Annotated in this window: 19 protein-coding genes; 8 read left to right on the forward strand and 11 right to left on the reverse strand. The window is 41.3% G+C overall.

From position 1 onward, the window contains the following. Positions 1-16: 16 nt before the first annotated feature. Positions 17-1,366: an amidohydrolase family protein gene (locus J4E06_RS12105; RefSeq protein WP_349524183.1), complete on the reverse strand. Its 1,350-nt coding sequence runs from the start codon at positions 1,364-1,366 to the stop codon at positions 17-19. A 269-nt stretch (positions 1,367-1,635) separates the two neighbouring features. On the opposite strand from J4E06_RS12105, the gene J4E06_RS12110 reads away from it, so the two are divergent. Next, positions 1,636-2,268, forward strand: a complete 633-nt coding sequence (locus J4E06_RS12110) for an SDR family oxidoreductase (RefSeq protein WP_349524184.1) — start codon at positions 1,636-1,638, stop codon at positions 2,266-2,268. A 3-nt stretch (positions 2,269-2,271) separates the two neighbouring features. On the opposite strand, the gene J4E06_RS12115 is transcribed toward J4E06_RS12110, so the two are convergent. The 4 genes from J4E06_RS12115 to J4E06_RS12130 form a co-directional block, all read right to left on the reverse strand. Beyond that, a complete protein-coding gene (locus J4E06_RS12115; protein ID WP_349524185.1) occupies positions 2,272-3,429 on the reverse strand; it encodes a TlpA family protein disulfide reductase in 1,158 nt (385 codons plus the stop codon). Next, on the reverse strand, positions 3,426-4,007 hold the full coding sequence (locus J4E06_RS12120; protein ID WP_349524186.1) for a hypothetical protein: 582 nt from the start codon (positions 4,005-4,007) through the stop codon (positions 3,426-3,428). The genes J4E06_RS12115 and J4E06_RS12120 overlap by 4 nt, the downstream gene beginning before the upstream one ends. Positions 4,008-4,020: 13 nt before the next feature. After that, positions 4,021-5,703, reverse strand: a complete 1,683-nt coding sequence (locus tag J4E06_RS12125; protein ID WP_349524187.1) for an N-acyl-D-amino-acid deacylase family protein — start codon at positions 5,701-5,703, stop codon at positions 4,021-4,023. Between the two features lie 70 nt (positions 5,704-5,773). Continuing rightward, entirely contained in the window at positions 5,774-6,487 is a 714-nt protein-coding gene (locus J4E06_RS12130; RefSeq protein ID WP_349524188.1) for an NUDIX hydrolase, read from the reverse strand. Between the two features lie 83 nt (positions 6,488-6,570). On the opposite strand from J4E06_RS12130, the gene J4E06_RS12135 reads away from it, so the two are divergent. Next, positions 6,571-8,982, forward strand: a complete 2,412-nt coding sequence (locus J4E06_RS12135) for a glycoside hydrolase family 3 C-terminal domain-containing protein (protein ID WP_349524189.1) — start codon at positions 6,571-6,573, stop codon at positions 8,980-8,982. Between the two features lie 66 nt (positions 8,983-9,048). On the opposite strand, the gene J4E06_RS12140 is transcribed toward J4E06_RS12135, so the two are convergent. Further along, complete coding sequence (locus J4E06_RS12140; RefSeq protein WP_349524190.1) at positions 9,049-10,806, reverse strand: serine hydrolase; 1,758 nt, start codon at positions 10,804-10,806, stop codon at positions 9,049-9,051. Between the two features lie 185 nt (positions 10,807-10,991). After that, entirely contained in the window at positions 10,992-11,615 is a 624-nt protein-coding gene (locus J4E06_RS12145; protein ID WP_349524191.1) for a class I SAM-dependent methyltransferase, read from the reverse strand. Between the two features lie 241 nt (positions 11,616-11,856). On the opposite strand from J4E06_RS12145, the gene J4E06_RS12150 reads away from it, so the two are divergent. Then, positions 11,857-12,090, forward strand: a complete 234-nt coding sequence (locus tag J4E06_RS12150; RefSeq protein ID WP_349524192.1) for a hypothetical protein — start codon at positions 11,857-11,859, stop codon at positions 12,088-12,090. Between the two features lie 249 nt (positions 12,091-12,339). On the opposite strand, the gene J4E06_RS12155 is transcribed toward J4E06_RS12150, so the two are convergent. The 3 genes from J4E06_RS12155 to J4E06_RS12165 all read right to left on the reverse strand — a co-directional run bounded on the left by J4E06_RS12155 (position 12,340) and on the right by J4E06_RS12165 (position 15,616). After that, positions 12,340-13,215 carry a GIY-YIG nuclease family protein gene (locus J4E06_RS12155; protein ID WP_349524193.1) on the reverse strand — a complete coding sequence of 292 codons (876 nt, stop codon included), beginning with the start codon at positions 13,213-13,215 and terminating at the stop codon, positions 12,340-12,342. A 245-nt stretch (positions 13,216-13,460) separates the two neighbouring features. Beyond that, positions 13,461-13,703, reverse strand: coding sequence for a hypothetical protein (locus J4E06_RS12160; RefSeq protein WP_349524194.1), 243 nt, complete (start codon positions 13,701-13,703; stop codon positions 13,461-13,463). 236 nt (positions 13,704-13,939) lie between these two features. Further along, a complete protein-coding gene (locus J4E06_RS12165) occupies positions 13,940-15,616 on the reverse strand; it encodes a DUF885 domain-containing protein (protein ID WP_349524195.1) in 1,677 nt (558 codons plus the stop codon). Positions 15,617-15,849: 233 nt separating this feature from the next. Here J4E06_RS12165 and J4E06_RS12170 point away from each other — a divergent pair, with 233 nt between their 5' ends. Further along, a complete protein-coding gene (locus J4E06_RS12170; RefSeq protein ID WP_349524196.1) occupies positions 15,850-16,692 on the forward strand; it encodes a 1,4-dihydroxy-2-naphthoyl-CoA synthase in 843 nt (280 codons plus the stop codon). Between the two features lie 929 nt (positions 16,693-17,621). Here the strand turns inward: J4E06_RS12170 and J4E06_RS12175 are convergent. Continuing rightward, positions 17,622-18,986, reverse strand: a complete 1,365-nt coding sequence (locus J4E06_RS12175) for a serine hydrolase domain-containing protein (RefSeq protein ID WP_349524197.1) — start codon at positions 18,984-18,986, stop codon at positions 17,622-17,624. 20 nt (positions 18,987-19,006) lie between these two features. On the opposite strand from J4E06_RS12175, the gene J4E06_RS12180 reads away from it, so the two are divergent. The 4 genes from J4E06_RS12180 to J4E06_RS12195 all read left to right on the forward strand — a co-directional run bounded on the left by J4E06_RS12180 (position 19,007) and on the right by J4E06_RS12195 (position 22,672). Then, positions 19,007-19,879 (forward strand): pirin family protein, encoded by an 873-nt coding sequence (locus J4E06_RS12180; protein WP_349524198.1) that lies wholly within the window; start codon positions 19,007-19,009, stop codon positions 19,877-19,879. A 35-nt stretch (positions 19,880-19,914) separates the two neighbouring features. Continuing rightward, positions 19,915-21,402, forward strand: coding sequence for an FG-GAP repeat domain-containing protein (locus tag J4E06_RS12185; protein ID WP_349524199.1), 1,488 nt, complete (start codon positions 19,915-19,917; stop codon positions 21,400-21,402). Between the two features lie 32 nt (positions 21,403-21,434). Next, positions 21,435-21,821 (forward strand): 3D domain-containing protein, encoded by a 387-nt coding sequence (locus J4E06_RS12190; protein WP_349524239.1) that lies wholly within the window; start codon positions 21,435-21,437, stop codon positions 21,819-21,821. A gap of 191 nt (positions 21,822-22,012) precedes the next feature. Further along, the gene (locus J4E06_RS12195; protein ID WP_349524200.1) at positions 22,013-22,672 is read left to right on the forward strand and encodes a peptidoglycan recognition protein family protein; all 660 of its coding nucleotides are present in this window, start codon (positions 22,013-22,015) and stop codon (positions 22,670-22,672) included. The last annotated feature ends 1 nt before the right edge of the window (position 22,673 follow it).

Genomic DNA, 22,673 nt, shown 5'->3' on the forward strand with positions numbered 1-22,673 from the left:
GGCTTTTATTTATGACTCATTCAATCAACCTATCTTGGACCACACCATTTTTAATCACTTTAGTAATAGTCAAGGTATTGCGAATGGATTCCAAGGGGTTTTCGTCCAGCAAGACCAAATTGGCATTTTTACCTACTTCAATGGAGCCCAAACTATCTTGGGCATGTAGCATGTTGGCTGCATTTAAGGTGCCCATTTTAATAATATCCAAAGGATTCATACCGCCTTCTTCCAAAATCTGCATTTCTTCGTGCAAGCTATATCCCAAAAGATTGAATTCATCACCCACATCGCTACCCAGTACCATATTGAATCCTTGTTCGTAGAGTAATTGCACATCGGCCACCTGTGGTTTCATCAAATCAGAAAAATCATTGGATTCAATACCATATATCTCTTTCAATAGGGAACGGGTCATTTTAGCCCGTACTATGTAATCCGTAGTAATATTCTCCTTCTTCCTTCGGTATTCGGGCAATAAATATTCTTCATCAAACCATTGGGGAAATAAGGGATATAAAAACGCTTTGTCAATCATTAAAGTCGTGACCCAGGAAGGTTTTCTTTGCCTAAACTTCTTCAAAAGCGCTACTTGAACGCTATCCTCGGGAATAATATCAACACCTGTGAAGTGCACCAAATTCTGCACACCTGCGTCTACGGCCATTTTAAGTTCAATATTGTCGCTGACATGGGCAAACACCTCTAAATCATATTTTGAGGCCTCTTCTACTATTTTATCCACAAATTCCTGAGGAATCCGTTCCACAAAAGGCGGTGCGGGACCCTCTTCAATGGTGACCTTTATCCCGGTAATGGGATATTGCGCTACTTCTTGAACCAATTTTTCAATCTGTACCGTATCCTTCAGATAGAATAGGGAGATGCCATCGCGCCATTTCTCCGACACATAGGTTTTGGAAGGATGCCGACCTTCCGAGGTAAAATGTTGGCTGGTATGAAACACATAGGGAGCCGGAACCGAGTCCTGATTTCCAAGTTCTCGCATAATCTTATAATTTTCATGGGTACAAATACTGCCGCCGGTGATAAAAATGGAGGTGACTCCGTAATGCATATACTTTGGAAAGTCTTTTTGGAAATCCTCGGTATGTACATGGCAATCAAAAAGGCCGGGGATAAGATATTTGCCTTCCCCATTTATGGTATTGGAGCCTAATAATATGGAGTCAATTGCGGTAATCTTCCCATCTTTAATACCAATGGACACTTTTTTTTGCATTGGATTCCCTGTGCCATCAATTAAATTCACATTGGCAATAACCAAGTCAAATGTATTAGCGTTTTTGGAATCACAACCCATAAGAAAAACTAGGGCGCAGAAGCAACGTATGAAGTGTTTCATTATAGCACGGTGGTGTTGGTTAATGGGGGAAGTGTGCTAAATTTCGTAAAAATATGGATACAACCGCCTTTATTTCAAACAAATAACAAAATTAAAGTGTCTCAAGACCTCCATACTTTTAAAACTGCATTATCCCGTATTCTTCAACAATTACAAGTAAAAATCACAAGCGTTTGATAAGGTAGCACCAACTTGCTGTCAAACCTTTGGTCAGCGTTAAAATACGTTAACTGCTTTGGATGGCATCCAAATAGCCTTATATTCTACATATGGAAAAAGTATTAGTTGCAGGTGCCACGGGCACCACCGGAGAAAAAATTATAAAATTATTGAATGAAGCAGAAAATTATCATCCCGTTGCGATGGTTAGAGATGCAGGGCAAAAAGCCCAATTTGAATCGCAAGGAATAGCTACCGTGATGGGAGATTTATCAAAGGATGTATCCAACACCACCAAAGGGATGGACAAAGTGATTTTTGCAGCAGGTTCCGGAGGTACAGATGTGTTCAATGTGGATCAAGAAGGAGCCAAAAGACTGATTGATGCCGCGAAGAAAGAGCATATAAATAAGTTTGTGATGCTCAGTTCCATGGGTGTGGACAATCCACGTGGCGAACTCAAAGAATACCTACAGGCCAAACAAAATGCTGACCATTATCTCGACATCAGTGGATTAACGTTTACCATTGTTAGACCCGGAGCTTTGAATAACAAAGAGGGGATAGGCAAAATAAAACTTTCACAAAAATTAAACGAACGCGGAGAAATTCCAAGATGGGATGTGGCCCGAACCTTGGTGAAAAGTCTTGAAAACGATGTTTCCAAAAACCAGGCATTCGAAATCTTAACCGGCGAAACCAAAATTGAAGAAGCAGTAAAGGAATTTCAAATGTTTTCTTAAAAGTCATTGACTTTTGGAATCTTTAATTAGTCTATTCATTTGTTCAAAAGTCTCTTTTCCTGAATCTTTAAAAGTTTGTACAATATTCCCATAAGGGTCAATTAAAATTTTGGTAGGGAAAGCTTTGACATCATAAGTTTTGGTCAAATCCATTTTTTTTGAATCATTTAGTATTTGAATCCAGTTCAATTCGTTTTTAGTCACAAAATTCTTCCAGGAATCATGTTTATCATTACAAGCAATGCCGATTATTTCTATGTTATCCCTGTTTGAATCATAAAAGGTCTTTAATTCAGGTATTTCCTTGACGCACGGAGGGCACCAAGTCCCCCAAAATTCCAATAGGACATACTTTCCTTTAAATTGGTCAAGACTTATTTGCTTATCATTTAGGGTTTTGTAACTAAAGTTTGGTGCAGGTGCGCCTTTTTCCAAACTTTCCCAAAAGTCCATCTTCTTATCAACAAGCTTTCCGTAGGTGGAATTTTTAGCCTCTTCACTAAGTAAAGGATATAACCTTCTAACTTTCTCCTTTGGAAAATAATACATTAAATAGGCTGCAATCTCATACTCTAAATTATCTAGAATAAAACGGTCTTTCTTATTTTCTATGTCATTCCTAAAGGGTTTTCTTTTTTGCAACAAGCTATCTATTCCAGGTAATGTCCAATCGTATTTGTTATTTGGAAATCGGTTATAAATCTCCCGATATATGGCGTAAATATTATCAGTCTCCTCAGCTATTTGAGTATTATACCTTCTTAATTCCGCATTAAAACTGTTTCCATCTATTGAATAGTTAAATCCATCTTTGGAAAATGATGCGTTGAAATGCAGATTTTCTTTTGGTTTTACTAAGAATTCAATATGTTGAGAAAAAGTGTACTCCAGTTTTCCATTGTCCAATTTAGTTGGAAACTTTACCCATCCGAAATGCGGTGTGGTGATCAGCGTATCAAAACTGACAGTACCCTCTTCAAATTTAAGTTTAAGAGTATTGCTCCTATCAGGGGCGTCATAAGGGTATAATTGAATCCAGACCGAATCAACCTGTTGCCCCGTTGAACTAATTGATAAAGAAGCGTTCTTCGATTCTTTTTTGCAAGAAGCACACAAACAAACAATAAGTAGAAAGGACAATAGCTTTACACTTTTCTTCATTGACTCAAAATTGATGGGTCAAAAGTAGCATCTTTGGCCACTTGCACCATGGTTATTCGCACTTTAGTGGGGAAAAACTTTTTATGGTCGGCTCTTTTATGGGCATGGCCTTGTCCACCACTATCATCTTTGATGATTAAATCCATCTGTTTGATGCCTTCCTCCCAAATTATGGATTCGTTTTCCCAAAATTCGGTCATGGAAACTTCTTTTTCATATATGCCCTCTTCCAAAAATAAATCGGTAGCAGTACAACCATATCCATTACCCTGCCCTTTGTTGGGAATGTAACACAGCGTCCATTGGGTAGGTTCCTTGCCCGGTGGTTTGTCCAATACTTCAATACGAATATGCACCGTTCCGTTTCGATAATCCACAGGGCTTGTCCAATCCTTTGGAACATTGGGGCCCAGTTGATCATGGGTCACGTAATAATGGGACTTGCTGGGTGTGGAAGTATCTGCATCTTGCTTGGTGTAGGTAAACGTTACATCAAACAAGACAAATTGTGAGCTTTTGTACTGTGAAAAACAACATATTGGCAATAGTAGAATCAATAAAAGAATGGTTTTTTTCACAGTTGTATATTCTTTATTTCTTTTTATACCCCGGTCCACGAACAACGCGCCCTGGCATTGCTTCTGTATGCTCCCCATCTTTTAGCACTTGGGTGCCGTTTACAAAGACATGCTGCATTCCTTCGGAATATTGATGGGGGTCTTCAAAAGTGGCCTTATCGGTAATGGTTTTGGGGTTAAATACCACTACATCGGCATAATTTCCTTCGATGAGGCTCCCACGTTTTTCAATTTTAAGATTAGCCGCAGGCAATTTTGCTAATTTGTATACGGCTTCTTCCAAAGAAATCACTTGTTCATCCCGCACATATTTGCCCAATAAGCGAGCAAAGTTTCCGTAAGTTCTTGGGTGTGTGCTAGATTTTAAGAAAACTCCTTCGGTAGCTGGAGAACCGGCATCGGAACCAAAGCTCATCCACGGTAGCGCTATTTGTTTTTTTACATTTTCTTCGGACATCAAAAAATAGATGGTTCCCACGCGACTACCATCCTGCACTACCAAATCCATAGCGGTTTCTTCGGGTGAGGTTCCACGCATCTCTGCTACTTCTTTTAAGGTTTTTCCCGTGAGATATTTTAGGGAATCTGCTTTAAATCCTACCAATAGAATTTTGCTGGGGTCACCCGCAGCTTGCATCAAGCTTTCCCATTCGTCCGTTGGCTTGGACATTTCTTCTTTTACTTTTTTTCGGATTGCCGGGTCCTGTAAACGTTCTGCCCATTTATCGTATCCACCTTCTTGCACCCATGGTGGCATTGAGGCATCCAAACCTGTGGCTCCTGCAACATAATTGTACATATCTGCGGTAATATGAAGTCCCGCAGCATTGGCAGAATCTACTTTGGCCACCACATCATCAAACTTGCTCCAATTTTCTTTTCCACTTTGTTTTAAGTGATAAATTTCCGCACGTATGCCCGCTTTATCTGCAATCTGAATCAACTCATCCAAACTTTCCAACAAACGAGAACCTTCGCTTCGCATATGGCTGATGTACATGCCATCATACTTGGCGGCTACTTTGCAGAGTTCAATCAATTCTTCGGTACTGGAATAAAACGCTGGTGCATAGATCAAAGAAGAACCAACACCCATAGCGCCTTCTTCCATGGCTTGTTTCACCATCAGTTTCATAGTATCCAATTCCTGTGGAGTAGGGGCACGGTTTTCGTAACCTACGGTGTTGATCCGTAAAGTTGTGGCTCCCACAAAAGAGGCTATATTGGGAGAGATACCTTTGTTGGTCAGATATTCCAAATATTCGTTCAAAGTGTTCCATTCAATATCGTAGGTAATGTCCCCTTGACTTTCTTGTTCTTCTTTTTTCATGGATTCGTTGAGCGGACCCATGGACCAGCCCTCACCAAAAACCTCCAAGGTCACCCCTTGTTTAATATCCGCCATAGATCTTCCGTCCTCAATCAAGGATTCTGTGGCCCAGCTCAACATATTTATAAATCCGGGGGCTACGGCCATACCCGAAGCATCAATTTCTTGAGTCCCGGTAGCATCGCCCAAATCACCCACTGCGGCAATGGTATCGGCATTGATACCAACATCACCGATATAAGAAGGTTTTCCGGACCCATCCACAATTTGTCCGTTTTTGATGAGTACATCAAAATTTTGGGGCTGGGAACAGCTGGCCAAAATCAATAAAAAGGTAAGTAGTGAGCAATAGTGGGTTGGTTTCATAGTCTGGTTATTTAGTGAGCTAACCAAGTTATGTTATTTTCATGGCAAACCAAAAAGGAACGGACTGATACTAAGTCTTTTTAACTCGATACTGATATGGATTTCGCCCTGGAGTTTCTTTTTTAAGCTTGGGCAGTCGCTCAAAAGCTCCTGATGCAATCATTTTTTTCTGGAAACGGCTTCGGTCCAAGTTTTCTTCCAAAATAGTTTGATGCAATTGGTGAAGCTGCGGCATAGTGAATTCCGAAGGGAGCAAATTATAGGTCAACTGCTCCTGTTGAATATCCCTTTTGAGGCGTTCTTTGGCAACAAGCACAATTTCTTTATGATCCATCCACATATCGGGAAGTTCATCCAAAGGGAACCAAGCAAAAGCTTCATCCAAATTACCTACAACGGGTTTGGTCTTTTCAAAATCTACCAAGGAGTAATGTGCCAGCGTCACAAAACGGTCGTTTATCCAAGTATCTTCTTTAAAAGGAAGGTCATGATTCTCAAAAAAATCCTGCCATTCCTTGGTAAACTTCCGGTTGGGGTCTCCAAAAACCGATAAAAACTTAAAATGAGGGTCTGACAATCCTGTACGTTCCCGTAAAATGCGTACCGTGGCGTCCTCAACGGATTCCGTCCGAAGAATATAACCGCCTGGCAAAAGCCATTTATTATTGATTTGAAGCAAAAGACACTTAAGCTTTTCTTCATGAAAAGCGATGATGACCATATCCACCGAAAGATTGGGGAGATAGGTTTTTTTGCCCTTCGTTATGAATTCCTGAAAGTCCATATTACAAAAATAATAATTTGTGTCATTTTGCCACATGAAAATCTTTTATAAATTTGTGTCGCATTGTCACAAACCAAACAATTATGAAAAAATTACTTCGCATAACACTAAAAACCTTAGGCATCATCTTGGTCATCTTGATTGTTGGTGGACTATTGGGATGGTGGTACCTGAGTTCACAATTTTTAAGTTTTGAAGATGATTACACCGAGAAGAAAGAAATACCAGAACTCACTATAGAAGGTTACACTTTTTTGGACCGAAACGAGAATGGCGCTTTGGATGTCTATGAAGATGACCGCGTATCCATTGCCGATAGGGTAGAGGACCTACTCTCCCAGATGACGGTAGAGGAGAAAATCCATATTTTAAAAGGTTCGGGGATGGCCTCCGGAATGGGTATGGTAAACCCCGAAGAAGGCATTCCCGGGGTAGTGGGGACCATTGTGGCCACACCAAGATTGGGGATACCAGCACTCAACCTTTCCGATGGGCCTGCAGGACTCCGTATTGAGCCCACACGCGAAGGAATTGACCGTACTTTTTATTGTACCGCTTTCCCCATTGCCACACTTTTGGCATCTACTTGGAACACAGATTTGGCCTACAAAGTCGGTGATGCCATGGGTAATGAAGCTTTGGAATATGGAATTGATGTAATTCTTGGACCAGGAGCCAACATCCACCGTCACCCATTCTGCGGAAGAAACTTTGAATATTATTCCGAAGATCCTTTGGTAACAGGTAAAATAGGAGCTGCCATGGTCAATGGCATTGAATCCAATGGAATAGGAACATCGGTAAAACACTTTGTGGCCAACAATCAAGAAACTAACCGGAACTTTAACGATACCCGGGTATCTGATCGTGCGATGCGTGAAATTTACCTGAAAGGATTTGAAATTATTGTGGAAGATGCCCAACCGTGGACCATAATGTCTTCATACAATAAAGTAAATGGCACATACACCTCCGAAAGCGAGCATTTGCTCACCGATGTTTTGCGTGATGACTGGGGTTTTGAAGGCCTTGTCATGTCTGACTGGTTTGGCGGGAACGATGCCGTGGCCATGATAAACGCTGGGAACGATTTATTGGAGCCCGGCACCAAAAAACAATGGAATGCCCTAACTGAAGGGTATGAGGATGGCAGCTTGGATATGAAAGCTGTGGATACTTCGGTAAAACGAATCCTAACTTTGATTTTCAAGAGCAAGAAGATGAAGGGGTATGACTATAGTGAAAACCCAGATTTGGAAGCTCATGCCGAAATCACAAGAAAATCGGCATCGGAGGGAATGGTTTTATTGAAGAATGACAATGTATTGCCCTTGGAAAAAGGCAAGAATGCAGCACTCATCGGTGTGTATTCCTACGATTTTATAGCTGGAGGAACCGGTTCTGGCGATGTAAACGAAGCCTATACGGTTTCCTTGGAAGAAGGGCTTGCCAATACGGGCTTTTCAGTAAGTCAAAAAGCAAAAGAAGCTTACCAAAACCATAAAAACAGTAATCCTGAAGCTTTTGAAAAACCAGAAGGGATGTCTGCTATGTTCAATCCTTACCTTCCGCCTGAGATGACTTATGATGAAACTTTAATGCAAGAGATTGCAGCGGAAAGCGATTTGGCCATTATCACCATTGGTCGCAATAGTGGAGAAGGCGGGGACAGGGTGGTTACCGATGACTTTTTGCTTTCGGACAAAGAAAAAAACATGTTGAACGCTACCTGCAAAGCTTTTCATGCCAACAACAAAAAGGTAATCGTGGTTTTGAATATTGGAGGTGTCATTGAAACGGCATCTTGGAAAGATTTACCGGACGCCATTGTATTGGCTTGGCAAGGTGGGCAAGAAGGGGGCAACGCCGTAGCGGATATTTTAAGTGGAAATGTGAATCCAAGCGGAAAACTGACCATGACATTTCCCGTACAGGTTGATGATCATGCAAGCAACGCCAACTTTCCACAGAATGGACTGCCCATGCAGATGACTGACATGTTATTTGGCAAGGATGACGTACCCGAAGATGAAATGGTGAAAAATGTGGATTACACGGAATACGAGGAAGGCATTTATGTAGGATATCGCCATTTTGACAAAGCGGGCTTGGATGTTTCCTATCCTTTTGGTTTTGGGATGTCCTATACCAACTTTGAATACGGCGACATGGAGCTGGTCCATGAAAATGATTCGCTCAAAGTTGCTGTTCCCATAACCAATATGGGTGAAATTGCGGGTAAAGAAATAGTGCAATTCTATGTGTCCAAGGATTCCACCCAAATCGACAGGCCTACCCAGGAACTGAAAGCTTTTGCCAAAACAACCCTGTTATCGGCAGGAGCCACCGATACCTTACGAGTAAACATTCCTGTGAAGGAGTTACGCTATTGGAATGAAAACGGTTCACAATGGACCTTGGAGCCCGGAAAATATTTGATCAAGGCTGGAGCTTCATCACGCGATATTAAAAAATCAACGGAAATAAAGATTTAATTAGGTAGTTCCCCAGTTTAGTTAAGAATTCAGGCAATCGTATTGATTGCCTGAATTTCTTTAATGTTATTTCACCGCATTATAAGGAATATAATTCTCCCACTCCCAAGGCGTGTACACATCTTTTAGAGTGATTTCGAGCAATTCCTTAAAAATACTATTGCCCCGTTCAAAATTGGTCATGATCATAATGCCTTTGCCCGTTTCTGGAAAAAGCACCGAGTGGTGTACAAATCCGCTTCCATGCCCTTCTTTAAAAACAGCTTTGCCATGCGGTGTTTCAAAATAGCCCCAGCCCAGACCATACCCCAAACGTATTGAATCATATTTATCCGTGATGGTATTGGCCTTCTCTCCAAATTGTTTTTCAGAACGAATTCTGATGTGCGGACTAAAGATCTCATCGTAAGATTCCTTGCTGATCAATTTTTGATTGAGCACCGCAGTCAAAAATTTGGTGTAGTCCTTTGCCGTGGTTTCCAAAGTTCCACCACCTCTGGGCTCGTTATCCTTGTCTTTTTTGAGGGATTCCCCCTTTTCGTTGTGTCCAAGCGCAAAATCCTGGTCAAATCTTGTTTTCCATTCGTAGGCAGAGTTTTCCATGCCCAAGGGTTCAAAAATATTTTCTTGGGCAAGCTCTTCCAATCCTTTGCCTGTCAATTTTTCAAGAACTACTTGTAAATAGATAAAGCCCTCCCCACTGTAGCCGTATTTTGTTCCGGGAGTATGGTGCACCCTTAATTTGTTGTCTTCTTCAAACCATCTGTAATTTTTGAACCCAGTAGTATGGTCGAGGCACATCCTTGCTGTAATTTTATGGTACATTGAATCTTCTTTCAAACTGGAAAAATCATCGTGCCAACGGGTTTGTGGTTCATATTCGTATATTTTCTTGGGCAAGTAGGACTCCAAGGGCGTGTCCAAATCAATCACGCTATCCTCGACCAATTTCATCACCAAAACTCCAAATACGGCTTTACTGAAAGATGCTCCGTAGATATTTGTGGAATCTGTCAGTACTATTTTATTGGGATAATCTTTATACCCGAAAACCCTTTGATACACGGGCTGATTATCATCAAAAATGGAAATGGCCATACCATATACTTCTGAGTCGGCCATTAATTGGTCAATTTTTTTGGTAATGGAATCCTTGGTGATTATAGAGCCATCCAAACGTTCAATGCCTTCCTGTTTTGGACCTGAACAACTGCAGAATATTGATAAGCCTATTACGAGCAATAGGCCAAACGTCTGGTTCTTCTTCAACCTTAAAAAAGGAATTGAAAAGGGATAGTAACACTTGTTTTTCTGTACCACGTAAATGATGTTGAAGATGATAATGCCGATGCAAATGGGTACCACGGAAATAAAAATGATAAATCCCCATTTCTCGATGGTCAGTAAACTGATAAACGACAGCACCGCCAAAATCAATACGGTGATTTGAAAGTTGATTACCTTAATGCCATGCTCGTTATACAATGGGTTGTCTTCCCGTTTATGAATCCACAGAAAAAGTGGGATGAGGACATTGAGCAAAGGGAGAAATATTCCGGCCAGGGGAGTAGCGTGCATTAAGAGCAACCATTTCTTTTTAATGGTTTCTTCTTTCGGATTTTCCAATGGAACTAGCTCATCTACTTCTATCTCCAAGGCTACTGCCAAGAGTTTAACGGTATTTAGGTGCGGAGCGACCTCTTCTTTTTCGATACGCTGAATAGTCCGTACCGTGACATTGGTTCTGTGGGCGAGTTCCTCTTGGGAATACCCTTTCAGTTTACGTTGATACTTGAGTCGTTCTCCGATTGATGTATTGCTCATAATTTTTGATTTTGATTCATGAACAAAGGTATCCCTGGGGTCATGACAGCACCACGACATTTAGATGTCACCTTTATGTCATACACAGTAAAATCGGCACTTATGCGATAAAAATAAGGATTTTGGTGTCCAAAAAATCCAACTGGACCCAAGTTTGGATAAACCCTATGGAAAAGCAGTATCAACTATTTCTTCCTGCCCAAAAATCGTATTACGGAACCCGTGCCCACATGACCATCGCCTTCATTGAGTTCCACTGTGGTTTTTTTAAGTTCTAGGATTTCGTAATCGGGAAAATCGGATTGCAATTCTTTTATGGAAAACAAGGATTCTAAATTACCCGGACCTCCAACATTTGGATTGTTCTTTTTGTATTCTAGATGATCTTTACCAAAACCTTCAAAAATGATGGTCCCGCCTTTTTTTAAATAGCTGTGCAACAATTTATGATAGCCCGAACGGATGTTGGGAGGGAAGTGGGCATAAATCAAGGCAATGGCGTCGAATTGTTCTTCGCGGTATCCCAAATCAGGGAGTTCTCCTACCAGATAGTCAATGGATACCTTGTTTTTATCTGCCAATTTCAAGGCTTTTTGATGTCCTGCTTCGCTAATGTCAAATGCGGAGACATCCCAGCCCAATTGGGCAGCAAATAAGGCATTGCGTCCCTCGCCCTCTGCACCAAAAAGAATGGAGCCTGTTGGCAGGGTCTGCAGTTTTTCTTTTAAATAGTTGTTGGGTCGGGTGCCGTAGGCATATTCGGTTTGCCCAAACTTGGTATTCCACTTTTTAAGCCAGTCGCTTGTCATTTTTATAAGAGATAATAGTCATAAAATTAGGGGAATTGTTTAAAGTAACACACAAAAATGATGATTATGATTCACAAACTGATGCTAGTCATGGAATATTTAGGATGAATCAAATAATTTCAACCAATAGTAATTTTAAAATACACTAGTCATGGAAAATGGTAATAACAGCCCAAGAAAAAAGGTTTTTTGGATATTGATAATAGTATCGATAGTAATTGGTTATATAATCTATGGCGCTATGAGAGAGCAGTTTGATTTAAATTTTCTGGTTTTTTTCTCTGGTGTACCTTTCTTGTTGTTTGCAGCAGGAGTTTTTGGCTTGTTATGGCCCAAAATAAAACCTGAAGGCGATGAAGTGTATATAAGCCATACCTTGATCATTGGACTACTATTTATTGTACTTTTCTTTATCCATGTCTGGGTATTATTGCCACTGTTATGTCCAAGATTTGCCGAATGCTTGGCCATATAACCGATTAGGAAAAATTGGAATTGGATTACACTTGATTATCGATTCCATTTTTTCTTTTAAGTATTTTTTGGATTGTATGTCTTATGCGTACCCCGCCAGTCCAAACTTGATATTCCACTTTTTATGCCAATCGGATGCCATAAGGTGTTGTTTTGTTGGGGTAAAGTTAGGGGTTTGGGGGGAAAAAGAGTTCGTTATCGGTTTGGCTATGCGCAGTGTCCCAAAAGGCATTGCGTATAGTTGTTGACATTAGTTGTTTATTTTTTCTTGAACTTCTTTAAATGTTAGCCCTTTTTCATTAACCCATTCTGTAAATCCATTTGAGTTCCGTCCAAGAACCATGTTGGATGCAGCACTTGGACTATTAAACACAGCATCTTCAGCAAAAATCAGCTTGTCACCACTCTCAACCATGATTTGTGTTTCGACTAACTTTCTTCTCATGTTTCTGTAAGTCTCTGTGCATGATTTTGAAAGACTCTTTTTTGCTTCGCTTCCTTTCGCGACTATGTAACCTTGGTCAGTTTCGGTCATTCGTGCTTTAAATGTTCTTGTTTTTATGAAATAAGTTTCATGGACTTTACTTTCTTCTTTAGTCTCAATAGGTCGCTCGTCAGCAGTTGAGGAGATAAGGAATTTGAACCCCATTACTGGTAAAATCAGCTTTATTTGTTCTAGAAAATACTCCATATCGGAGATGTCCGCTTCATGAAGAGTCGGCAAACTGGGAGAGTTACCATTGTCAATCTGTGCAGTTTTTGCTGCAAGAGCAAGTTGTACTAATCTTGATTCTAAATATCTAATTTGAGTTTTCGTGAGTAGTTCATCTTTACTCACGAAAAAGATTAGTTCTTTAAAGTCCTTATTGGAGTCGCTTAAATGTTGTTTTAATCGTGATTTTATATTCTCAGCTTCTCCGATATAAATTTTTTCGTCAAAAGCATCGTCCGTTGGGTCTCCTTTTAAGCAATATATTCCTGGGTTATCGAATTCTGCTCTATTCATGATTTTATTAACCGTTGCTCTTGGCGAATAAATAGCTTTTCCAACCCAATTTCCAATTTCGCTTAATCTAGGACCGTAAGCAGTTCCGTCAATCATGTATACTGTCAGTTTTTTCCCCATTCGGTCTCTTTATTTCAATTAATGCTAACTTTTAATTAATACTTCGACTACGCTCAGCACAAAGTTATTTTTAGCGACAGATAACGAAGTTCGCATAATTTTCGCTTACAAAGGAAAAGACTTATCAAGCATTATCAACACTAAAGTGTTGGGGGCTATGGGTTTATATTTCTAGGTACCCCTTCGGCTCCGCTCAGGGGACAATTGGAAACAACTATAATGAAGGTCGGCCGTCCTCGTCCAAACTACATTGTATTCAGCCATTCCAGATTACGTTTGTCCATTGCTTCTTGTGAAATGAGTTTTCCACTTTTAATATCTTGTTCACTCATTTCCAGCATCTTTTTTTGCTCGATCGTCAGTTCCACAACATCCGATTCAGATGCACTGGAGGAGACCAATTTATCAAGTGCCTCCAGAAAATCCTTGTTTCTAATGGACAATATCTTGTCAATCAATTCATTTCGTATTTTATCAATGGTCGCCATTTCGTTTCTGTTTTGATTTTAAATATCTGAAAAATTAGCTATCAACCCTAATAATTTATGGCAATTGGCGCCAAAAAAGTTCAACTGCAATCACAAATTTTGCTGTAATTTCCATCAAACCTAATCAAACACACTAGGTTCTCCACTTTTTATCAACACTAAAGTGTTGTTGGGTATGTAGTTAGATGCTAAAATAACCCTTCGACTCTGCTCAGGGTGACATTATCTCCTATACTTTATCTATAAATAATCTCCAAATCATCATTAGCGCCTGTCATTTGCCAATGTGCCAATGAAATTGGGATGCTTCCGATGCTGTTCAGGGTATCAAAAAAATCTTTTACCACAAATGGGTCGCCTTGCGATTCTTTTAGTTTGGCATAGTCGGCCAAAGCATTTTCCAACAAGTATTTACCCGTAATATAGCTGGTTCCATATCCTGGTTGGCGCAAATACAGGTGTTGTTCAAAAATGAGCAGCTCTTTTTCGGTTTTCATCCAACCACGAGGGGTGTATTCGCTGTGAATTCCCCCCGCTTCCTCCATGGTCATTTCATTGGCGTGGGCGTACAAGGATCCCAAACCTCGTGCAGCTCGCTGTGCGATCATGATGTACACAATCTCTTTTGTTCTTGGACTATCATCGTATAATCCGGCTTGCAGAAACATTTCTTCAACCGCGGTGGCCGTTCCCTCATTTCTGGAATCCCAAATGTTATACAACAAAGGGCCTTTTCGTATTTCACTTTTGTGGGGCTCGGTATCCATACGGGCCAGTTCAAACCAATGGTAAAAATGGGAATATAGTGGCCTTGGATCGTAATGTTCGCCAATCACAAAAAAGTTACGGGTTTTCTTGGGGATATATTCGCCCAAATGTTCACGTAGGGCGGGTTCAAAATAGGGTTTTACGGTAACAATGTCCTGTTGGTCCAAAAAATCCATTAAGCTGTTGGCAGCTTCATCCGCCATTTTATCGTAGGCTTCGGGGGAATCCGCAGCAACCAATTCCGGTAGATTTCTGTTTCGATGTTCTTCCAATTTTAACGCCGTCCAAGCACGGGCAAGCTCACGTTTAAGAATCATCACCTCATCATCCCATGTCAATGGCACGAGGTGTACATTTTGTAAATACCAAGTATAATTATCCTTGCCAATGCCCGAGGGGCCCGTTTTTGATTCAGATTCGGCCTTTAACCAAGAAACCAAATCATCGGTGGAAGCTATGGCATCATCAATAACGGCAACCAATTCAGCGTCATCTTTAACGGAAGTTCTGTTTTTTAATTCAGTAAGCACGCTACTCTGATTTTGAATATCCCGAATTCCTGCGACCCATAAATCCTTGGCATTGCCTGTTAAGTTTTTCTTCGCTTGCGTATTGAGCGGTCTAATCACCTTTAAATTGGATAAGAGTCTAGACCTTTCTTCCGAAGATAGCGGAAATGTGTAGGTCCATAGTTCCGTTGTACTATGATTGGTTGGTCCTTCGTGGGCGGGCACATCGCTTTTATAGGTCCAAACGTTTTTGTAAAATGCTGGATCCCGCACCCAAGGTTTTAAAATACGGTGGTTAAAATCATAACCGTTCATTTCCGCCCAAACAATCATCCAGTCCACTTTATGCTCCAAGGACCAGTTGGTGGTGTCTATGGATTGTAATTTTGACTGTAGCTCTTTAAATCGTGGCCAACGCTTTTCAAAGGTTTCTGTAGTATAATCAGGTGCCCCTTCAAGCAGCGGTGGATTTTCAAATGCTCTCCATGTTTTAAATAATGCAACTAAACCTTGATAATCGTTGGAAGTGAAATTTTCGGTTTTGGTTTGATTTTGAGTGCTTTCTTCTTTCTTTTCGGTTTGACAGCTTAAAAAAAGTAGTACTAATAAAGGAAGAAGGAGGTTGGTCGTTTTCAAATGGTTATGCTTTTTTGAATTGTTCTTTATTCAGAATAAATGGTAACAATAAAGCCAAGTTCGTAGAAATTTCGTTCACAACCAACAATTGTTGTAAGCTGTTATCAACACTAAAGTGTTGAGGTATATCGAGTTATTTAAGAAAGAGCCCCTTCGGCTCCGCTCAGGGGCCTAGTTGAAATGGCCATAACGAAGAATTTCCGTTATTTTGTGATACCGCAAAATCTATTAGTATGGAATCACCCAACTGGCAAACCGCCATGGAATTTGAAGATATCACCTATAAAAAATGTGACGGCGTGGCACGCATCGCCTTTAACCGTCCCGATATACGCAACGCATTCCGACCGAAAACCACCAGCGAGCTTTACAAGGCTTTTTACGATGCCCAGGAAGACACCTCCATTGGGGTGGTGCTGCTTTCTGGCGAAGGGCCGTCGTCCAAGGATGGCAAATGGGCCTTTTGTAGTGGTGGGGACCAAAAGGCACGCGGTCATAAAGGCTACGTAGGGGATGATGGTTATCACCGGCTGAACATTTTGGAGGTACAGCGATTGATTCGTTTTATGCCCAAGGTGGTGATTGCCGTGGTTCCAGGGTGGGCCGTTGGGGGCGGGCACAGTCTGCATGTGGTATGCGATATGACCCTTGCCAGCAAAGAAAACGCCATTTTTAAACAGACCGATGCCGATGTGACCAGTTTTGATGGTGGCTACGGCTCAGCTTATCTCGCTAAAATGGTGGGACAGAAAAAAGCGCGTGAAATTTTCTTTTTGGGAAGAAACTACTCTGCTCAAGAAGCGTACGAAATGGGTATGGTAAATGCCGTAATTCCGCACGACGAACTGGAAGACACTGCCTATCAATGGGCACAGGAAGTCTTGGCCAAGTCACCGACCTCCATAAAAATGCTCAAATTCGCCATGAACCTTACCGACGACGGTATGGTGGGGCAACAGGTTTTTGCAGGTGAAGCCACGCGATTGGCCTATATGACCGAAGAGGCCAAAGAGGGTAGAAATGCGTTTTTGGAAAAGCGTAAGCCCGATTTTGGCAAGGATAAGTGGATTCCGTAAATCAGTAGTCAGTTTACAATAAACAATTTACAATTACTTACTGTCATTCTGAAGGAGCAAAGCGACTGAAGAATCTGGATTTCTCGACTGCGCTCGAAATGACACTAAGCACCTTCTGCGGTTTTCTGGTTCTTGATGCAATCGTGAGATGTTTCGCAGCGCTCAGAATGACAACTATTAGTGTGTTTCGTGAAATTCGTGTCAAGCCAACTGTTACGGATAGCCCCAAATAGAAAAGAGCCCTGCCGTTATGGTCAAGACTCTTTTACGAGAACACTATATGAAAATGAAAAAATTACTTTCTGATTAATTACAATGTAAATGTAGGTTGCAACTCTGCGCTGTTGAAATTATTGTTGTGAAGTAGCTGTCAACTGTTGTCAGCGGGGTGTTTCTTGTAATTCTTGGTCAATTATTGCCTGGCGTAGTCATTCTGAAGGAGTGGAACGACTGAAGCATCTGGGTTTCTCGACTGCGCTCGAAATGACATCGGATTAAATTAGTGTGTTTCGTGGAATTCGTGTCAATCAATACCAAGATTGTATCCATTAAAGTTAATTGTCATTCTGAAGGAGCAAAGCGACTGAAGAATCTGGATTTCTCGACTGCGCTCGAAATGACACTAAGCACCTTATGCGGTTTTCTGGCTTTTGATGCAATCGTGAGATTCTTCGCAGCGCTCAGAATGACAACTATTAGTGTGTTTCGTGAAATTCGTGTCAAGCCAACTGTTACAGATAGTCCTAAATTGAAAAGAGCCCTGCCACTTGGGTCAGGACTCTTTTACGAGAACACTATATGAAAATGAAAAAATTACTTTCGTTTTAATTACATTATAAAACTACCACGAGTGTTCCCGTAAACGAAATTATTGTTGTGAAGTGTCCTAATTCTGTGGTTTTTCGGGAGTTTTAGTATATCCCATCGATTTATGGTACTGCTTTTACGATGTTTGACAGCACGCCATTCACATCAAAATACGGTTCCTCGGCCAAACCTGTTCGTACAACGACCAAATCTTTGGAAGGAATCATAAATACGTGTTGGCCTTCGAAACCATTGCAAGAAAACATATCGTTGGGCACATCAGGATATTTTCCTTCGGCGTTGAGCCAAAAGTGTGCGCCATAAGTACCGTCAGAATTAATCGTGGGCTTGGTGATGTAATCCACCCAAGTAGAATCAAATAGTTGCTCTCCGTTCCAATTGCCCTTGTTCAAATGTAATTGCCCAAAACGAGCCCAGTCACGAGTACTGGCCCATGCATAGGAAGACCCCACGTAGTTCCCTGCAATATCAGCCTCCAAAATCATAGAGTACATTCCAATTTTATCGATCAAGGCGGAGTAGGGGAAGTCCAAATATTCTTGATGGCTTCGAAACTGCTGCCGTAGAATTCCAGATAATAGATTGGTGGTGCCCGAGGAATAGTTCCAAATTTCGGTTGGTTCAGCAACTGCTTTTTTATTGCGCTGCGCCTGTGTCATATCACTGTCCAAAAACAACATACGGGTAACATCGGATATGCCCGAATAATCCTCGTCCCATTCTAACCCACTTTGCATACGCAACAAATGGTTCAATGTAATGTTCTGGCGTTCGTCATCTTTCCATTCAGGAATAGGAGCAGGCCAATCCATTTCTAACTTGCCCTGATGTTCCAAAATACCATAACAGGCGGCCAGCACGCTTTTGGTCATGGACCAACCCAAAATGGGGGTGTCCTTATCAAAGCCATCAATATATTTTTCAGCTATCAAATGCCCCTTGTACAAAATGAGCATAGTCCGTGTCTTTTGTGTTTCGGGCTCGGAAAATGCCATTGCCATCGCTTTGTTGATTTGATCCATATCCACTTCCGGCAATACGGTATCCATTGGAGCAGCTTGCCCATAGGGATAGGGAATGGTATCCGCAGGTTGATTTCTTTGCGGTCTAATGGTCAATGCCTCGGGGTCGTAATCATCATTTATCAAAACCGCACCCAATCCATCACGATACACAGCGGTACGCTTCATCAAACCATAAACGGTCGATGATGCTGATTGTTCTGCTTGGTTAACTTCTGTGGAAGCCAATTCGATCAATGGGGCGCTATTGTCATATTGGTTCATACTCGCCGCTGAACGATCGGCCACAAAGACCCCAGAAGCCGCATTTTTGGCAGCATAACCAGAAATAATGTTCAGTTTAGGGTAATTCAGGTAAACGACCACTCCGATCACAACAAGGAGGAGCAGCAAAATACGCTTAAGTAGTTTCATGGTATAGGATGTATTTGTAACTTTCTGCATCTAAATATAAACATTTAAACATGTCCAACATCGGATTGATCATTGAAGAGCGAAGTAGAGATATTGGCGATTTTTTAGTGGGAAGACTAATTCCTTTCCGTAAAAAGCGCATGATCGGCCCCTTTATTTTTATAGACCATATGGGTCCCACACGGTTAGGGCCTGAAAAGTATATGGATGTGAATCAGCATCCGCATATGGGTTTATCCACTTTGACCTTTATGCTGGAAGGAGAAATTATCCATGAGGACAGTCTTGGCACCCATCAACGGATAAGACCCGGTTCCGTAAACTGGATGACCGCAGGCAAGGGAGTGACCCATACCGAACGTACTCCACAAGATATGCGCAATGGCAACACTTTTACCGCACATGGCTATCAGATTTGGGTAGCCCTGCCAAAGGAACTGGAGGATATGGAGCCCCAATTCCATCATATTGATGAAAAAGACATTCCCAAATGGGCCGATGGCAGTACCGAATTTAAATTGGTCGCCGGGGATGGGTACGGAAAAAAATCACCCGTGCCGGTGCATTCCAATCTTTTTATGGTAGAAGTGAAAGCCAAGGAATCCTACACCCTCAATGTCAATGGAAATTTAAAAGGCGAAATCGGTATCTGCATCGTGGAAGGCAGCATTGAAGCTTGTGGAGAAACGGTGGGGGAGGGAAACATTTTGGTCTCCAAGGTCGAGGACACCTGCAACATCAAACTACAACCAAATACGCATTTATTGCTGTTCGGGGGCGAACCTTTTCCCGAGGAACGTTATATTTATTGGAATTTCGTTTCTTCCAGCAAAGAAAAATTGGATCAGGCCAAAAAAGCTTGGGCCGATAAAACCTTTGTGATGATGGAAAACGATGACACCTATGTGCCATTGCCCAACTAAATCCGAATCAAAAACCTCGACACCCTGACCGACCAATGCCAAACAGACCGGTAGTTTTTTATCCCTTATTCTCTTTTGTGCTTTTTATTTTGATGGGTTCCTGCAAAAAGGAAAAACCAGACACCAAAGAAGCCCAACTTTACACCAAATACTGTGCGAGTTGCCACCTACCGCCCAAAATTGATGCATTGCCCAAGAATGTCTGGAAAAACTCGGTGCTTCCTGCCATGATGGAGCGTATGGAAGTGGAAGGCTTGTACCAAGATTCCAATACCTCTCAAAATGGTTTTAGGCCAAAAATAACCCTTCAAGAGTGGGTACAGCTGGAAAACTATATCGTTTCCAATGCTCCTGAATATTTGGAGGCGATCACCATTCAGCAGGCCGATACCCTAAAGCAATTTAAAGCAAAAGCCCATTCCGTAGATGATAAAAACGGGGCTATGATCACTTATCTGGAATTTTTGGATAAGGATAACGAAATTTATTATGGTGACCTTTCAGGAAACCTGGGTGTTTATAATTTTAGTGAAGAAAAATCAAACGCAATTTACCAAGGAAAAAGTCCGGTAACCTGGTACAGTAAAAAGGATTCCATGGAAGTTATCAGTGAAGTGGGCATTATTCGTCCTTCTGAAGCAGTCCAGGGAAAAATGATTCAAAAAATAGGTGATGACACCCTCACAATGGACCATAATTTTCATAGACCGGTGCATACACTTTTGGAGGATATGAACAATGATGGCAGAAATGAACTTGTCGTCAGTGAATTTGGCAATGAGTCGGGACAACTATCACTTATGGTAGCGAATGATTCCGGAGGCTACTACAAAAAAGTATTGCTAAATCTTCCAGGTGCCATTAAAACCGTGGTCAGGGATATGGACAATGATGGAAAAAAAGATATTGTGGCCTTAATGACCCAAAGCAGGGAGAGCATTACTGTTTTTTATCAAACGGAAAATTTGGTTTTTGAGGCCAAAAATATATTGGAGTTCAGTCCTGTTTTTGGAACTAGTTGGTTTGAATTGGTAGACTACAATGGTGATGGCCTCGAGGATATTATTACGGTGCAGGGCGATAACGCGGATATTTCCTATGTGCACAAACCTTATCATGGTATGCGAATCTATCTCAATAATGGGGACCATACCTATTCCAAAGCTTTCTTTTACCCCATGTACGGGGCGACTCGGGTACTCTCTCGAGATTTTGATCAAGATGGAGACCTGGATTTTGCCTTGATCAGCACATTTCCCAATTATCAAGAGTTTCCAGAGCTTAGTTTTGTTTTTCTGGAAAATCAGAATTCCGAGAATTACACCTTTACTACCAATATTTTGGAAGACCCCTCCAAAGCACGCTGGTTTTTAATGGATGCTTCGGACATTGATAATGATGGCGATGAGGATATTGTCTTAAGCTCCTTAACTTTAGGCTTTACTCCAGTTCCCAAAGTATTGACCGAACGTTGGAAGAACAATAATGTGGATATCATGGTCTTGGAAAACGTATTGTATTGAAAAAGTGGACTTTCATAGGGTTTATAGTTTTGATGGGGTGTTCCCAAAATGAAAAGCCGGTGGAACCGTTCCCAAAATACAAGTGGTATGGCCATGAGGTAACCGCATCAGCATACAATTCCGTTTTTTGGCAAACGGATAGCATAAACCCATCCGTAGCCGCTTGGGGAGACACCTTAAAACCTGGTATGAAAAGTATAGCCGTTTCCCGAGATCTTATAAAAATGGGGTTGACCCATAATACCATGGTTCGAATCGATACCTTTCCAGATACTTTTTATGTAAAGGATAAAATGCATCGACGTTGGCGCAACCGAATAGACATCTATATGGGGAAAGACGTGAAAAAAGCTCGGGAATGGGGCAAAAAAAGACTTATTATTTGCTATGCCGTTCCAATTGACACAATAAAACAATAGTAGATTTTAATGAAAAACTCGTCAGTTCGAGTTTATTTTCGAAACAAAGTGTAGAAAATGAGTATCGAGAACAGCACTTTTTCTTTGAAAACTTAATTCTCGATACAAAATTTTTGCAAAATTTCACTCGAATTGACTGTGTTCAAAATAAAAAATTATTTAATGCACTGCGAGTTCAATAAATTTACCTGATGAAGAAAATTAGCTTACTAGTATTTGCCTTAGCTCTGGGAGCATGCTCCACGCAAAAGGAAATTGTGGACATCCCCATTATTTTTGATACACAACGCATTCTGTTGACCAAGGAATATCTATTGAACAGATATGGATTGGACCAAAATACTCCCGAAATCACTCCGAAAATGGTGGTGCTGCATTGGACCGCCACCCCATCGTTGAAGAAGTCCTTTGAAGTGTTCAATCGTTCCACACTGCCCATTTGGCGTCCCAATATTGAGAGCGCAAGCGGTTTGAACGTATCCTCACATTTTTTGGTGGACCGAGACGGCACCATTTACCGATTGATACCCGAAACCACCATGGCCCGTCACACGATAGGGTTGAACCATTGTGCCATTGGCATTGAAAATGTTGGCGGTACGGAAGAAACTCCATTGACCAAACAACAGCTCAAATCCAATATTTATTTGGTGAAGTACCTGGCTTCAAAATATGATATCGATTACGTGATTGGGCATCAAGAATACACCTCATTTGAAGGGCATCCGCTATGGTTAGAAGTGGATGATGGCTATCGAACCGAAAAAACAGACCCGGGAATGGATTTTGTGGAAAAGGTGCGAAAAGCCACTAAAAAATTTAACTTTAAGCCTGTTCCAACAAAGCAATAGC

This window comes from Allomuricauda sp. NFXS6 (genome assembly GCF_040148835.1).
Taxonomy (GTDB): domain Bacteria; phylum Bacteroidota; class Bacteroidia; order Flavobacteriales; family Flavobacteriaceae; genus Flagellimonas.

Coding starts and splice junctions, on each gene's coding strand:
- J4E06_RS12170 (WP_349524196.1), top strand. CDS start 15,850: ATGGAATCACCCAACTGGCAAACCGCCATGGAATTTGAAGATATCACC.
- J4E06_RS12110 (WP_349524184.1), top strand. CDS start 1,636: ATGGAAAAAGTATTAGTTGCAGGTGCCACGGGCACCACCGGAGAAAAA.
- J4E06_RS12140 (WP_349524190.1), bottom strand. CDS start 10,806: ATGAGCAATACATCAATCGGAGAACGACTCAAGTATCAACGTAAACTG.
- J4E06_RS12115 (WP_349524185.1), bottom strand. CDS start 3,429: ATGAAGAAAAGTGTAAAGCTATTGTCCTTTCTACTTATTGTTTGTTTG.
- J4E06_RS12145 (WP_349524191.1), bottom strand. CDS start 11,615: ATGACAAGCGACTGGCTTAAAAAGTGGAATACCAAGTTTGGGCAAACC.
- J4E06_RS12180 (WP_349524198.1), top strand. CDS start 19,007: ATGTCCAACATCGGATTGATCATTGAAGAGCGAAGTAGAGATATTGGC.
- J4E06_RS12105 (WP_349524183.1), bottom strand. CDS start 1,366: ATGAAACACTTCATACGTTGCTTCTGCGCCCTAGTTTTTCTTATGGGT.
- J4E06_RS12185 (WP_349524199.1), top strand. CDS start 19,915: ATGCCAAACAGACCGGTAGTTTTTTATCCCTTATTCTCTTTTGTGCTT.
- J4E06_RS12160 (WP_349524194.1), bottom strand. CDS start 13,703: ATGGCGACCATTGATAAAATACGAAATGAATTGATTGACAAGATATTG.
- J4E06_RS12190 (WP_349524239.1), top strand. CDS start 21,435: ATGGGGTGTTCCCAAAATGAAAAGCCGGTGGAACCGTTCCCAAAATAC.
- J4E06_RS12150 (WP_349524192.1), top strand. CDS start 11,857: ATGAGAGAGCAGTTTGATTTAAATTTTCTGGTTTTTTTCTCTGGTGTA.
- J4E06_RS12155 (WP_349524193.1), bottom strand. CDS start 13,215: ATGGGGAAAAAACTGACAGTATACATGATTGACGGAACTGCTTACGGT.
- J4E06_RS12125 (WP_349524187.1), bottom strand. CDS start 5,703: ATGAAACCAACCCACTATTGCTCACTACTTACCTTTTTATTGATTTTG.
- J4E06_RS12195 (WP_349524200.1), top strand. CDS start 22,013: ATGAAGAAAATTAGCTTACTAGTATTTGCCTTAGCTCTGGGAGCATGC.
- J4E06_RS12135 (WP_349524189.1), top strand. CDS start 6,571: ATGAAAAAATTACTTCGCATAACACTAAAAACCTTAGGCATCATCTTG.
- J4E06_RS12130 (WP_349524188.1), bottom strand. CDS start 6,487: ATGGACTTTCAGGAATTCATAACGAAGGGCAAAAAAACCTATCTCCCC.
- J4E06_RS12175 (WP_349524197.1), bottom strand. CDS start 18,986: ATGCAGAAAGTTACAAATACATCCTATACCATGAAACTACTTAAGCGT.